This is a genomic window from Erwinia sp. MYb375, assembly GCF_037479175.1.
Lineage (GTDB): Bacteria > Pseudomonadota > Gammaproteobacteria > Enterobacterales > Enterobacteriaceae > Erwinia > Erwinia rhapontici.
This window is the reverse complement of the sequence record NZ_JBBGZS010000018.1, coordinates 1-13,768: the sequence shown is the minus strand read 5'-3', so window position 1 is coordinate 13,768 and position 13,768 is coordinate 1. Positions and strand designations below refer to the sequence as shown.

17 protein-coding genes are annotated in these 13,768 nt (G+C 52.6%); 9 read left to right on the top strand and 8 right to left on the bottom strand.

What is annotated here, in order from left to right; genetic code table 11:
* Positions 1–154: 154 nt before the first annotated feature.
* A complete protein-coding gene (locus WH279_RS10615; protein WP_339456432.1) occupies positions 155–1,513 on the bottom strand; it encodes an MFS transporter in 1,359 nt (452 codons plus the stop codon).
* A 154-nt stretch (positions 1,514–1,667) separates the two neighbouring features.
* Positions 1,668–2,006 carry a zinc ribbon domain-containing protein YjdM gene (locus WH279_RS10610; RefSeq protein WP_339456430.1) on the bottom strand — a complete coding sequence of 113 codons (339 nt, stop codon included), beginning with the start codon at positions 2,004–2,006 and terminating at the stop codon, positions 1,668–1,670.
* Between the two features lie 172 nt (positions 2,007–2,178).
* On the opposite strand from WH279_RS10610, the gene WH279_RS10605 reads away from it, so the two are divergent.
* A complete protein-coding gene (locus tag WH279_RS10605) occupies positions 2,179–3,177 on the top strand; it encodes an aldo/keto reductase (protein ID WP_339456428.1) in 999 nt (332 codons plus the stop codon).
* 81 nt (positions 3,178–3,258) lie between these two features.
* Entirely contained in the window at positions 3,259–4,170 is a 912-nt protein-coding gene (locus WH279_RS10600; protein WP_339456426.1) for a LysR family transcriptional regulator, read from the top strand.
* Between the two features lie 43 nt (positions 4,171–4,213).
* Here WH279_RS10600 and WH279_RS10595 read toward each other — a convergent pair whose 3' ends face one another.
* On the bottom strand, positions 4,214–5,077 hold the full coding sequence (locus WH279_RS10595) for a YicC/YloC family endoribonuclease (RefSeq protein ID WP_339456425.1): 864 nt from the start codon (positions 5,075–5,077) through the stop codon (positions 4,214–4,216).
* A 155-nt stretch (positions 5,078–5,232) separates the two neighbouring features.
* Here WH279_RS10595 and WH279_RS10590 point away from each other — a divergent pair, with 155 nt between their 5' ends.
* The gene (locus tag WH279_RS10590) at positions 5,233–5,661 is read left to right on the top strand and encodes a DUF3574 domain-containing protein (RefSeq protein WP_339456423.1); all 429 of its coding nucleotides are present in this window, start codon (positions 5,233–5,235) and stop codon (positions 5,659–5,661) included.
* A 49-nt stretch (positions 5,662–5,710) separates the two neighbouring features.
* On the opposite strand, the gene WH279_RS10585 is transcribed toward WH279_RS10590, so the two are convergent.
* Positions 5,711–6,895, bottom strand: coding sequence for a NupC/NupG family nucleoside CNT transporter (locus tag WH279_RS10585; RefSeq protein WP_339456421.1), 1,185 nt, complete (start codon positions 6,893–6,895; stop codon positions 5,711–5,713).
* Positions 6,896–7,105: 210 nt separating this feature from the next.
* On the opposite strand from WH279_RS10585, the gene rph reads away from it, so the two are divergent.
* On the top strand, positions 7,106–7,822 hold the full coding sequence (gene rph / locus WH279_RS10580; protein WP_339456419.1) for a ribonuclease PH: 717 nt from the start codon (positions 7,106–7,108) through the stop codon (positions 7,820–7,822).
* A gap of 57 nt (positions 7,823–7,879) precedes the next feature.
* Positions 7,880–8,521, top strand: coding sequence for an orotate phosphoribosyltransferase (gene pyrE / locus WH279_RS10575; RefSeq protein WP_339456417.1), 642 nt, complete (start codon positions 7,880–7,882; stop codon positions 8,519–8,521).
* Positions 8,522–8,569: 48 nt separating this feature from the next.
* Here the strand turns inward: pyrE and slmA are convergent, their stop codons facing one another.
* The 3 genes from slmA to coaBC form a co-directional block, all read right to left on the bottom strand.
* Entirely contained in the window at positions 8,570–9,166 is a 597-nt protein-coding gene (slmA, locus tag WH279_RS10570; protein WP_200643463.1) for a nucleoid occlusion factor SlmA, read from the bottom strand.
* A 115-nt stretch (positions 9,167–9,281) separates the two neighbouring features.
* Positions 9,282–9,740, bottom strand: a complete 459-nt coding sequence (gene dut, locus WH279_RS10565; RefSeq protein ID WP_133846449.1) for a dUTP diphosphatase — start codon at positions 9,738–9,740, stop codon at positions 9,282–9,284.
* Positions 9,718–10,932 carry a bifunctional phosphopantothenoylcysteine decarboxylase/phosphopantothenate--cysteine ligase CoaBC gene (coaBC, locus tag WH279_RS10560; protein WP_339456412.1) on the bottom strand — a complete coding sequence of 405 codons (1,215 nt, stop codon included), beginning with the start codon at positions 10,930–10,932 and terminating at the stop codon, positions 9,718–9,720. The genes dut and coaBC overlap by 23 nt, the downstream gene beginning before the upstream one ends.
* 189 nt (positions 10,933–11,121) lie before the next feature.
* On the opposite strand from coaBC, the gene radC reads away from it, so the two are divergent.
* From radC to mutM, 4 genes are all read left to right on the top strand, one after another.
* Positions 11,122–11,793, top strand: a complete 672-nt coding sequence (gene radC / locus WH279_RS10555) for a RadC family protein (protein ID WP_339456410.1) — start codon at positions 11,122–11,124, stop codon at positions 11,791–11,793.
* Positions 11,794–12,090: 297 nt separating this feature from the next.
* On the top strand, positions 12,091–12,327 hold the full coding sequence (rpmB, locus tag WH279_RS10550) for a 50S ribosomal protein L28 (protein ID WP_062746922.1): 237 nt from the start codon (positions 12,091–12,093) through the stop codon (positions 12,325–12,327).
* Between the two features lie 16 nt (positions 12,328–12,343).
* Complete coding sequence (rpmG, locus tag WH279_RS10545) at positions 12,344–12,511, top strand: 50S ribosomal protein L33 (protein ID WP_001051798.1); 168 nt, start codon at positions 12,344–12,346, stop codon at positions 12,509–12,511.
* 112 nt (positions 12,512–12,623) lie between these two features.
* Positions 12,624–13,433, top strand: coding sequence for a bifunctional DNA-formamidopyrimidine glycosylase/DNA-(apurinic or apyrimidinic site) lyase (gene mutM, locus WH279_RS10540; RefSeq protein WP_339456400.1), 810 nt, complete (start codon positions 12,624–12,626; stop codon positions 13,431–13,433).
* Positions 13,434–13,443: 10 nt separating this feature from the next.
* Here mutM and coaD read toward each other — a convergent pair.
* Positions 13,444–13,768 (bottom strand): pantetheine-phosphate adenylyltransferase (gene coaD, locus WH279_RS10535; protein ID WP_339456398.1); only part of this gene is annotated, 325 nt, incomplete at its 5' end.

Here is a 13,768-nt window from a genome sequence, read left to right as displayed (position 1 = left end):
TTATGGTCATAATTTATTTTTCTATTGCAGTTATTCTTATTTTGTTAGCTACCCAAATGCGCAAGGTGATTAACAGACCTCGCGAGAGAACAGGACAAAGCCTGGTCTCTCGATGCGGAAAACTTTATTTCCCTTCAGCAGTCAGTCTAACGACTTACAGTTTTTCCCAGGCTTTTTTCAGGCCGGTCTCTTCATCGGGATCGGCTCCCTGTGCCGATGTTGCTTCTTCCTCTTCCAGCGATTCACTATCGAAAGAGGGCATCGTTTCCTCAATCATCTGTTCATCAAATGCCGGGTTTAGTGCCGGAGAAAGCGGAGAACTCATCAGGCTGTCTGGCATCGCAATATGCGGAACGGGCGCATCCTCCACAAATTGAGCCTCATCTTCCTTCACTGTTCTGCTCAGGCCGACAATCATCAGGCCACAAAGCGCAAAGAAGGCATAAAGCGTATTGCCCCCCAGAGGCTCCATTAGCAGGCCTACGACCAGTGGACCAATACTGGCGCCGACACCAAAGGCCATCAGCAGGCACGCTGCCAGTGAGACGCGTCTTTCCGGTTCAACCAGGTCATTCGCCAGAGCGACAGCCAGCGGATACAGCGAAAACTGTAGCATACTGACGATAAAACCCAGCCCCAGCAGCAGCGAGAAACTGATGTGTGGCAGGATTGCCAGGGGTAGTGCCGCAACAATCAGCACAATGGCATTCAGGCGCATAAGCAGGGTACGGTTATAGCGATCAGACAACCAACTGAGAGGGAACTGTGCGACCAGCCCGGCAAAAATAGCGATGGCCATAAACAGACCGGTTTGACCTGTTGTCAGATCTTGCTGACTGGCGTAAACCGGTGCCAGGCCGTAAAAAGAGCCGACCAGCATGCCAATGGCCAGGGTGGTTGCAAGCACTTTAGGGATAGCACCGATAAAATACCGCAGCTCCATCGGGGCCGGGGAAAGCTGTCGGGCGTGAGTTCGCGTGGTCAAGGCAATCGGCACCAGACAGAGTGAGAAACAGAGGGCGATTAACAGCAATGTACTCAGGCCCAGATCGGTTTGCAGCATCAGTACCACCTGCCCGAGCGACATGCCGAGATAGGTCGCTACCATATAGCAGCCAAAGACTTTGCCACGCTGTTCAGATTCCGACTGATCGTTAAGCCAGCTTTCCAGCACCATATATTGGCACATCATGCACAGACCGATGATCAACCGCAGCACGACCCAGGCCGGGATAAACCCGGTCAGTCCATGGCACAGCACGGCAGCAGTAATAATACCGGCGCAGGAAACATAGGTACGGATATGACCGACGCGGGCGATGAGAAAATGACCCACTTTGCCGCCGATCACCAGGCCAATGTAGTTCGCTGCAATAATGGCCCCGATAAGCCCGCCGGAGACATGTGCCGATGTCAGACGCAGGGAAACATAGGTCGTCAGCAACCCCGAACCGAGCAGCATTAAAAGGGTAGTGGTATAAAGCGGGAAAAAAACGCCTAACGTCTTGTTCACTCTGCCTCCTGGGGAATATTGAACCGGTCCGTTGAGCGCCGCACGCCCTTAACACCGAAAGCGGGTGCCTTGTGATACTAGCAGCTTCAATCCTGAGGGCAAATCGTGCGGGTGAGGTTAGGTGAACCAGTAGCACGAAGGCTACTGGCTGGGATCAGTTCTTTTTCACAAACTCAGACTTCAATTTCATCGGGCCAAAACCATCAATTTTGCAGTCAATATTGTGGTCGCCTTCTACCAGACGAATGCTTTTTACTTTGGTGCCCATTTTCAGCGGTGTTGAACTGCCTTTGACCTTAAGGTCTTTAATCACCGTGACGCTATCGCCATCTGCCAGCAGGTTGCCGTTGGCATCTTTAACAATCAGTGCGTCATCAGTCGCGGCGTCAGTGCCATCAGCCCATACGTGGCCACATTCCGGGCAGTTGAGCATCGCGCCATCTTGCCAGCTATATTCTGAGTGACATTTTGGGCAAGGAGGTAACGTTTCCATGATAATCCTCAAGTAAATCCATAATAAAGTAAGGGGATAGTTTACCTTGTCAGAGACGTTCTTCCTATTGCTGTTTGGCCTGGCATTCTGATACCTGAAAGGTATCACCTTAATTGAAATTCAGGTCGACACTCACCCATGAAAGAATGGCATTTCATTTTATGGAGGGATTATGAAAACAAGACAACTGGCTCAGGATCTCACTGTCAGTGCTATCGGCTTTGGCGCGATGGGGTTGAGTGAATTTTACGGCGAAACGGACGATCAAAAATCCTTAACATTGCTGGGTAAACTGGCTGAGGCTGGCGTTAATTTTATCGATAGCGCGAATCTGTATGGCCGCGGTCACAATGAGCGCCTTATTGGGCATTTTTTAGCACAGCTGGATAGCCGGACACGCGCACAGTTTAAAGTGGCCACCAAATGCGGCATCGATCGCGACCCTGACGCCGCTTATGCCCGAAAAATAAATAACCATCCGGATTATATCGTCCGCTGCTGCCATGAATCCTTGCAGCGCCTCGGGGTGGAAAAAATCGACCTGTTTTACCTTCACCGGGTCGATCAGGACGCGTCTATCGAAGAGAGCATGCACTGTTTGTCCCGCCTGGTGCAGGAGGGGAAAATCGGCCATATCGGCTTATGTGAAGTCTCGGCCACGACCCTGCAAAAAGCTCATGCTGTGTTTCCAGTCACTGCCCTGCAAACGGAGTATTCGTTGTGGACCCGCGATATCGAAGAGAGCATCCTGCCGATGGTCAAGACACTGGGCATTGGTTTAGTTCCCTATTCACCCCTGGGACGTGGTTTTCTCACCGGGAAATACCTGAATAATCGCGACTTCCCGGAAGGGGATTTCCGCAGAAGTAACGCTCGTTTCCAGCAGGATAATCTCGATCATAACCGTCAGTTGCTTGATGCCATCACGCCTTTAACGCAAAAATATCGCTGCACTTCGGGCCAGATTGCGCTGGCATGGTTGCTGGCGCAGTATGAAAAAACAGTCCCTATTCCCGGCACGAAGAATGCACAGTATCTGGTCGAGAATGCAGCAGCGGCTGATCTGGTATTGGATGCGTCAGATATTGTGATGCTGAACAACATTCACCGTAAAATCGCGATTAAAGGCAGTCGCTATACCGAAGAGGGAATGAAAGGGATCAATGTTTAACATGGTGCTCAACCGCTTAGGTGGGAGAATTGAAATGATGCCTGAAAACTGAATAATGCCCCCTAAATCTTTGGAGAACGCGTGGACAGCATTAATAATAAGTTACCCAGCATAAAGCAATTACAGTGCTTTCTCGTAGTGGCTCAGGAGCTTAACTTCAGGCGAGCGGCTGAACGGTTACGGATGACGCAACCGCCGTTAACCCGGCAAATAAAATTGCTGGAAGAGGTGCTGGGCTGCGCGCTTTTTATCCGTAACACTCATGAAGTTCGTCTGACGGAAGGCGGCAGAAAACTGGTGCCTAAAGCGACACAGCTGATGAATGATCTCACCCACTGCGTTGATGAAATGAATACAGAGCAATCTCGTCTGCGTATGGGTCTGACGCGCACACTCAGCTTCGATAATATCCCGCAGGTCAGTGACAGAATAAATCAGTTTCTCAGCCATAAAGAGATTGATATCCAGAACCTGACGTCCATTCAGCTGCTGCAATTACTGTCTAAAGGGCAGATGGATATGGTGATCATCGGTGAAAAAAGTCTGCACAGCGAACAGGATTTTAGTTTTCACTGGATCTATCGTGAGCCGCTGCTGCTGGTTATGCCATCGTCTCACCCGGCCAGTTTGCAAGATAAGGTGGCTCTGGCCGATATTGCCGATCTGCCCCTGTTCTGGTTTCCGCGCCATGCCAATCCGCTCTATTACGATAAATGTGAAGCATACTTCCGGCATTTATCGTTCACCCTTGAACGGGTCAAAGAGCCTGACGACTCGCTGGTTCTGCTGTCCAGCATTGCCCGGGGTAAGGGGATGACGCTGATGCCGCAATCGATGTGCACCTTTCATCAGCAGGGTCTGTGCTACCGCACTCTGACGGATGACGCTGCGCAATCACTGAATATTGATGTCTATGTGGCGACGCGTAAGAACGACACCAGGGAGTGGGTTATCAATGGGATACAGTTGCTGACGGTGGGGAAAAACGCATAAAAAAAGCCCTGTAAACAGGGCTCTTTTACACAGTGATCACGTATTATTCGATGTTCTGAATCTGTTCTCTCATCTGCTCAATCAACACTTTCAGCTCAATGGCAGAAGCGGTGATATCAGCATTAATAGATTTTGATCCCAGCGTGTTCGACTCACGGTTGAACTCCTGCATCATAAAGTCGAGGCGGCGGCCGACCGCTTCCTTCTTCTTCAGGATGTTATAGGTTTCTTTCACATGGGCTTCCAGACGGTCCAGCTCTTCCGCGACGTCCACACGCTGCGCCAGCATCACCAGCTCTTGCTCCAGGCGATTATTTTCCAGCTGTACCTGCGCCTCTTCCAGGCGGGTAACCAGTCGTTCACGTTGCCATTTGAGTACTTCTGGCATATGCGTACGGACTTTGATCACTTCCGCGCTCACCCCTTCCAGACGCTGTTCAATCAGCGCTTTCAGAGCCGTGCCTTCGCTTTCACGCGCAATAATAAATTCGTCGATGGCAGCATCCAGCGCTTTCAGCAACTGGGCAGAAATCGCATCCAGATCCTGCTCTTCGGCTGACATCACGCCAGGCCAGCGCAGGATATCGACCGGATTGATTTCACCCTCATCGCTCTGCATTTTGACCCAGTTGGCAGCTTGCACCAGCTGGATGGCCAGTTTTTCATTCAGTACCAGCGAGCTTTGGGCACGCGGGTCAGCGTCGAAACGCAGGTTAACTTCGATTTTCCCACGGGTCAGACGATTACGAATGCGTTCACGGATCACCGGTTCCAGGCCACGAAACTGCTCTGGCAGACGGATATAGGTTTCAAGATAGCGCTGGTTGACGGAACGCAGCTCCCAGGCTGCGCTGCCCCAATCGCCTTTCGTTTCGCGTCGGGCATAAGCTGTCATGCTGCGGATCATTTTGCGTACCGTTATTAGGAAAAGATGTCGCGATTATAGCGATGCTGACGATGCCTTAACAGGCATTCGGTCAAATGGTCGTGTTTTGGCTGACGTTTTGTTGCCAGAAGCTTAAGATGCCGAAATAAGAAACATCACTCACCTCAGGACCCACTATGATGCCGCGCGTATTCACATTTTCCCTTCTGGTACTGGCGCTGTCAGGCTGCACGACACCGTCACGGCATGCCAGCCAGATTACCGCCCCGATCTGTACAACGGGCGACGCCATGACGCAAACCACGCTTTACTTCGGTCTGAATCGTCCGCAGGGTGCCGTTATCACCGAGGCAGAATGGCAGACGTTTGTTGATTCAGAAGTCACACCTCGCTTCAAAGCAGGGTTGACTGTCTTTGCGGCAAAAGGCCAGTGGCTGGGAAATGATGGCAAACTGGCGCGGGAAAACAGCAAGGCGCTGCTGCTGATCCATGCTCCAGATAAAGCGAGTGAACAGGGGATTGAGACACTACGTGCCATTTATAAACAGCGCTTTGCCCAGGATTCAGTGATGCGGGTGGATGCGGCGGCCTGTGTAGCGTTCTGACCTGTATTTCAATCAAGAATACCCGGCGCGAGTACGCCGGGTATAGAGATTACAGCACCAGCCCGGCAAAGGCTGCGGAGAGCAAGCTGACCAGCGTGGAGCCATAAATCAACTTCAGGCCGTAGCGTGACACCACATTCCCCTGTTGCTCATTCAACCCTTTTATCGCCCCGGCGACGATGCCGATAGAGGCAAAGTTCGCGAAGGAGACCAGGAACACCGACAGAATACCCAGTCCGCGCGGCGACAATTCTGCGGCGATTTTCTTCAGCTCAATCATGGCCACAAACTCGTTCGTCACCAGCTTTGTCGCCATAATGCTGGCAGCCGGTAGGGCATCTGCGGTCGGGATGCCAATCAGCCACGCAAATGGCCAGAACACATAGCCGAGGATCTGCTGGAAGCTAATGCCGAAAACGGCTGAGAACACGGCATTCACCGCGGCAATTAGCGCGATAAAACCAATCAGCATGGCCAGAATGATCATCGCCACTTTAAAGCCAGCCAGAATGTATTCACCCAGCATTTCAAAGAAGCTCTGATCTTCGTGCAGCTTTTCCAGACGGATCTCCGGCTCATCACCGATCGGTGTCGGGTTGATAATCGACAAGATGATAAAGGTACTGAACATGTTGAGGATTAGCGCTGCCACGACGTAACGCGGCTCAATCATCGACATATAGGCGCCAACAATCGACAGCGACACAGTGGACATCGCGGCCGCTGCCATCGAGTAGAGGCGACGTGGGGAAATCTCTGCCAGGATCCCCTTATAGGCGATAAAGTTTTCCGACTGGCCGAGGATCAGCGTGCTGACGGCATTAAATGACTCCAGCTTGCCCATCCCGTTAACCTTGGAGAGAACGGTGCCAACGCCCCTGATCAACAGCGGCAGGATTTTAAGATGCTGCAGAATCCCGATCAGGGCAGATATAAAGACAATAGGACAGAGCACGCCGAGGAAGATAAACGCCAGCCCCTGTGAGCTCATCCCGCCGAAGACAAAATCGGTTCCCTGTGCGGCGTATTTCAGCAGAACTTCAAAGAAGCCTGAAAAGACGGTAACAACGGTCAATCCGCCCGATGCATGCAGGAAGAACCAGGCAAGGGCGGCTTCAATCACCACCAGTTGCAATAGCACACGTGGGCGAATTTTTTTCCGGTCATTACTAAACAGTAACGCCAGGCAGCAGATAATGGCCAGGGCCAGAATAAAATGAAAAACAGAGGTCATACGCAGGTCCGGCATGAGAATGATTAATGAGAGGCATTTAGCCATATTTCAGTTTGATTTACATCCAGCCGGGCGCTATCTGGCTGTTTTAACGTTTAAATAGTCGTTATTTTCATAACAAACCGCGTTCAGTTTCGCCTGCGATAGGCAATCCATGGCGAAATCCGTATAATGCGCAGCCAATTATGTTTAGCTAGCCGGAGAGAAATTATGCGTCCATCAGGCCGTAGCGTACAACAGGTGCGCCCCGTCACCCTGACCCGTCATTACACCAAACATGCAGAAGGCTCTGTGCTGGTTGAATTCGGTGATACCAAAGTGTTGTGTACCGCCACCATTGATGAAGGCGTACCACGTTTTCTGAAAGGTCAGGGCCAGGGTTGGGTCACCGCCGAATACGGCATGCTGCCACGTGCCACCCACAGCCGTAATGCGCGTGAAGCGGCGAAAGGGAAGCAGGGTGGTCGTACCCTGGAAATCCAGCGTTTAATCGCCCGCTCACTGCGTGCGGCAATTGACCTTAAGGCGCTGGGCGAATTCACCATTACCCTCGACTGTGACGTGTTGCAGGCTGACGGTGGCACCCGTACTGCCTCTATCACCGGCGCCTGCGTGGCACTGGCTGATGCGCTGAACCACCTGGTGTCTATCGGTAAGCTGAAGGCTAACCCGATGAAGGGTATGGTCGCCGCTATCTCGGTGGGTATCGTCAACGGCGAGGCGCTGTGCGATCTTGAGTACGTTGAAGACTCTGCCGCCGAAACCGATATGAACGTGGTGATGACGGAAGACGGTCGCATGATTGAAGTGCAGGGCACCGCAGAAGGTGAGCCGTTCACTCATGACGAACTGCTGAAGCTGCTGGAGCTGGCGCGAGGCGGTATCGATACTCTGGTTGCAGCGCAAAAAGCGGCGCTGGCCAACTGATTTTTTCAGGCGACGATGAAGTCGCCTTTTTTATGCCCCCCATCTGAGGAAAACGACATGAAAGCCTGGCAGCGCCAATTTATCGAATTCGCCATCAACAAGCAGGTGCTGAAGTTTGGTGAGTTCACGCTGAAATCAGGGCGCAAAAGCCCTTATTTCTTTAACGCCGGTCTGTTCAATACCGGGCGTGACCTTGCCCTGCTGGGCCGTTTCTATGCCCAGGCACTGGTGGATTCTGGTATCGATTTCGATCTGGTCTTTGGCCCGGCCTATAAAGGCATCCCGATTGCGACTACAACGGTGGTAGCTCTGGCCGATCATCACGATCGTGATGTGCCCTACTGTTTTAACCGCAAAGAAGCCAAAACCCATGGCGAGGGTGGCACGCTGGTGGGTAGCACGTTGCAGGGTAAAATCATGCTGGTGGATGATGTGATCACCGCAGGCACGGCTATTCGTGAATCGATGGAAATTATCGCGGCACATCAGGCGACGCTGGCTGGCGTGTTGATTTCCCTCGACCGCCAGGAGCGCGGACGTGGCGCAATCTCTGCGATTCAGGAAGTGGAACGTGATTACGGATGTCAGGTGATTTCGATTATCACACTGAAAGAACTGATTGCTTACCTGGAAGAACAGCCAGAAATGGCCGATCACCTGATTGCTGTACGCGCTTATCGCAGTGAGTTTGGTATCTGAGGGGATGTCGTTGTGCGGGGCGACCGTTTTTCTGGTCGACCCGCAACATTACACGAGTTGTGCGGCCAGCAGCGGCCAGCGTACGTCGAAGTCGACGGTAGGGCGATAGCGAAATTCGGAACGCACAAAACGTGACAGCAATCCTTCGCAAAATGCCAGTAACTGACTGGCCAGCAGCGTTTCATCGGTAATAAACCCTTCACCTTCACGCATTTTCTTCTCACGCATCACCTGGCGCAACTGCACTTCGATACGTTCAAAAAGCTGGTTGATACGGCCCTGTAAGCGATCCTGTTCGAACATCAGCGCGTGTCCGGTCAGAATGCGTGTTAAACCCGGATTACGCTCACCAAAGCCCAGAATGAGCTGAGTGATCATACGTAGTCGCGGCAGCGTCTCTTTTTCATCTTTCAGAATCAGATTGATGCGCGTAATCAGGCTGTCTTCAATAAATTCGATCAGGCTGTCAAACATCTTGGTTTTGCTGGGAAAATGCCGGTAAAGCGCCGCTTCAGAAACCCCTACAGTCGCCGCCAGTTTGGCGGTGGTGATGCGCTGGCTGCCATCACCAGACTCCAGCATTTGCGCCAGCGCCTGTAGAATTTCTTCTCGGCGATTCCTTTTCGCACTCTTCTTTTCTACCATGTCTTAAAAGACCCCTGAAAACATCACCATAAAACGGGCAAAGGCCCACACAACGTCCGTGAACGTGTGTTCACGGCAAGTCAATTCAGATTATCGTTGGGTGGCCCGTGGAGAATTACTGGCGACCAGAGTGGCCGAAACCACCTTCACCACGCACGCTGGTGTCAAAGTCGTTGACCAGATTGAACTCGGCCTGGACGACAGGCACGAAAACCATCTGCGCAATACGTTCGCCGGGTTCGATAGTAAAGGAGTCTTGCCCACGGTTCCAGACTGAAACCATCAGTTGACCCTGATAATCGGAATCGATCAAACCGACCAGGTTACCCAGTACGACGCCATGCTTATGCCCCAGCCCGGAACGCGGCAGGATCACGGCAGCCAACTGTGGGTCAGCAATATGAATCGCTAAACCTGTTGGCACCAGCGTTGTGACCCCAGGCTCAAGCACAAAAGCTTCATCCAGGCAGGCACGTAAATCAAGCCCGGCTGAACCTGACGTGGCATAGGTTGGCAGGGGGAAGTCGGTGCCGACCCGCGCATCAAGAATCTTAACGTCGATTTTTTTCATCATAAAGGCTGACAATCTCGTCTAATAGCTGTTGGCCAAGGAGTGACTTATCGCAGAGCGGTAAGGCTTTATCTCCCTCCTGCCAAAAAAGGTGAAGAGCATTGGTGTCACTGTTGAAACCCTGCCCGGTTTTGGCTACATCATTGGCGCAGATCAAGTCCAGATTCTTGCGCGCCCGTTTTTGTTGTGCGTATTCTTCCACATTCTGGGTTTCAGCGGCAAATCCTACAACATACGGTCTGTCGTGCGGCATCGCTGCAACACCTGCCACAATATCGGGATTTTTTATCATTCGCAGGGTGATTTCTTCGCCCTGTTTTTTGATTTTTTCTTCCGCCACCGCAGCGGCCCGGTAGTCGGCTACTGCCGCACAACCGATAAAGATCTGTTGATCGGCCGCCTGCGCCATCACCGCCTGCTGCATCTCCAGCGCCGAAGTAACATCAATGCGGTTAACGCCTGCCGGTGTCGGCAAGGTTACCGGGCCCGCAACCAGCGTGATGCTGGCCCCGCGTTGCGCCGCCGCCGCCGCAATAGCAAACCCCATCTTTCCTGAGCTGTGATTGCTGATATAACGCACCGGATCGAGTGCTTCCCGGGTCGGGCCGGCGGTGATCATAATATTGAGATGTTGCAGATCGTTGACGGGAGCAGCCCAGTTTACCGCCAGGTCAACAATCGCCAGCGGGTCTAGCATACGTCCTGGGCCGATATCACCACAGGCCTGGCTGCCGCTGTCAGGGCCCCAGACCAGCACTCCGCGTTGTGCCAGCAGTTGTAAATTATGCTGGGTGGGGAGTGCGCGGTACATCTGCTGGTTCATTGCCGGGACAATTGCCACCGGTGCCGCCGTTGCGAGGCAAAGCGTCGTCACCAGATCATTCGCCATACCGGCGGCAACACGGGCGATCAGGTCCGCCGTTGCAGGGGCAAGGATGACCAGGTCTGCCCATTTCCCCAATTCAATATGCCCCATAGCGGCCTCAGCAGCCGGGTCGAGTAAATCGTCGGAAACCGGATAGCCTGATACGGCCTGCAAACTGAGAGGAGTGATAAAGGCTTTCGCTGCGTGAGTCATGACGACACGTACGTCTGCGCCACGGTCGCGTAACCTGCGTACCAGTTCAGGGGTTTTATAGGCAGCGATACCACCACTGACGCCAAGAACAATACGTTTTCCGGTTAATCCCATCATGTTGCTGTTCGCCTTCTGTTTAGCCTGCCCGGTGCCCTCGCGCCGCAATACGATTATTTTATCACACTCCGGCGGGCGGGTTAGCACCACACAATTTTTGCGAGCTGGCGCGTAAAGTCAGCACATCGCAATAGGAAACCACTGTATATAATGCCATGCTTTTTTATCTTCAGGAAGGAGAAACGGCAGATGGATGAGAACTGGATGGGGTTACCCCCGCGTGAAAAATTGTTGAAATGTGGCGCACAAACGCTGAGTGATGTTGAACTGCTGGCTATTTTCCTGCGCATCGGAGCGCGTGGGGTTCACGTGATGACGCTGGCACAGCGCTTGCTTGACGTATTTGGCTCGCTACACCAATTGATGACGGCACCCGCCGAAGATTTTCAGGCGATTCACGGTATTGGCATGGCAAAATATGCGCAACTGAATGCGGTGGCCGAACTCGCCCGGCGCTGCTTTACCTGCCAGCAGGCATTAGAAAACCGGGTCGTCAGCAGTGCTGAACAGATGCTGGATTTTCTTAACGGCTCGCTGGCGCATCGGGAAAGGGAAATTTTCCAGGTGATCTTTTTTGATAATCAGCATCGGGTCATTCATACCAGCGAAATGTTCAGTGGCACGATCAACAGCGTTGAAGTGCATCCCCGTGAGATTATACGTGAAGCGCTAAAACGCAATGCAGCGGCGGTCATTCTGGCGCATAATCACCCATCCGGGCTGGCAGAGCCCAGCCGCGCCGACCGTGATATAACGCAGCAAATTGTGCGCGCCTGTAACCTGATGAATATCCGGGTGCTTGACCATATGGTCATCGGACGGGGTGAGTATGTGTCTTTTGCTGAACGGGGGTGGCTATAATGAGCCGGCTGTTATTTAACCGTTTTACGATTTAGTTCTGGAATTACAGTGCCTAAAGCGGATGCTTCCTGAACAAAAAGGACAAATGTACGCGATCCTTAGGGATCTTTATCTGTTCGGGACTTGAGCGGTCGCGCTTCAGGGCGTATACTACGCCACCTTTGAGAATCTCGGGTTTGGCGTTTGAGCCTACTCAGCGGGTTCACATAGAACTCGCCTGGATGGGCTATAAGCCTGACGAGGCGGCCAGAACCTTATTTTTAAAGCTCGAGCTGATTTGATTTTTGGAGAATAGACATGTCACGAGTCTGCCAAGTAACTGGCAAGCGTCCGGTAACGGGTAACAACCGTTCCCACGCAATGAACGCGACGAAACGCCGTTTCCTGCCGAACCTGCACTCTCATCGTTTTTGGATTGAGAGCGAAAAGCGCTTCGTTACACTGCGCGTATCTGCCAATGGCATGCGCGTAATTGATAAAAAGGGTATTGATACGGTCTTGGCCGATCTCCGTGCCCGCGGTGAGAAGTACTAAGGTAAGGAACTGAAACATGGCTAAAGGTATTCGTGAGAAGATCAAGCTGGTTTCTTCTGCTGGTACAGGTCACTTCTATACCACCACGAAGAACAAACGTACTAAGCCGGAAAAATTGGAACTGAAGAAATTCGATCCAGTTGTCCGCCAGCACGTGATCTATAAAGAAGCTAAGATTAAGTAATTAATCTCAGTGGATGAAAAACCCGGCTCCGGCCGGGTTTTTTTGTTTCTGGGGTTTTCTGTATAGTACGTTGCAATGTGAAAAATTGGCCAGGCGCTACGGAGGCGAGTCAATGCCAGAGTTACCAGAGGTCGAAACCAGTCGACGCGGGATTGAGCCACATCTTGTTGGCGCTACGATTCTGCATGCCGTGGTGCGCAATTCCCGCCTTCGCTGGCCTGTTTCGCAAGAAATCCATGCTCTGAGTGACCAGCCCGTTCTGAGCATCCAGCGGCGTGCTAAATATCTGTTGCTGGAGCTGCCAACAGGCTGGATCATCGTACATCTTGGGATGTCAGGTAGCCTGCGCGTATTGCCGGAAGATCTGCCTGCGGCGAAGCACGATCATGTTGATCTTGTCATGAGCAACGGTAAGGTACTGCGTTATACCGATCCACGTCGCTTTGGTGCCTGGTTGTGGTGCCCTGACCTTGCCGCTAGCTCTGTGCTGTCGCATCTGGGGCCAGAGCCGCGTAGCGAGGATTTTTCAGCCGCGTATCTGTTTGAAAAATCGCGGGGTAAGCGTACAGCGGTCAAACCCTGGCTGATGGATAACAAAGTGGTGGTGGGCGTGGGGAATATCTATGCCAGCGAATCGCTATTTGTGGCGGGGATCTTACCCGATCGTCCTGCGATGGACTTAACTGAAGCCGACACCGGGCTGCTGGTTGCCACCATCAAAGCGGTCCTGCTGCGTTCTATTGAGCAAGGTGGTACCACCCTGCGCGACTTTTTACAAAGTGACGGTAAGCCAGGATATTTTGCGCAGGAACTGCAGGTTTATGGCCGTGCGGGTGAGCCTTGCCGACAGTGCGGCATGCCAATCGAGAGCAGTAAACACGGGCAGCGCAGCACCTTTTTCTGCCGTCACTGCCAGCAGTAAGCCGCTCTGCTCAGAGTTTCGCTTTCAGTGCCTCGTACACCGGGGTGGGCAGGAACGCCTGGACTTCCCCTCCGTGGCGCGCCACCTCTTTCATCAGGGATGAAGAGATAAAGGACCAGGCTTCGGAAGGCATCAAAAATACGCTTTCCAGCGTGGGCATCAGGTGACGGTTCATATGCGCCAGTTGCAACTCGTACTCAAAATCAGACACCGCCCGCAGGCCACGCACCAGCACATTGGCCTGCTGCGCTCTGGCAAAGTTAGCCATCAAGTCACTGAATCCCACCACTTCAACATTCGGCAGATGTGCCACCACTTCGCTTGCCAGCGTGACG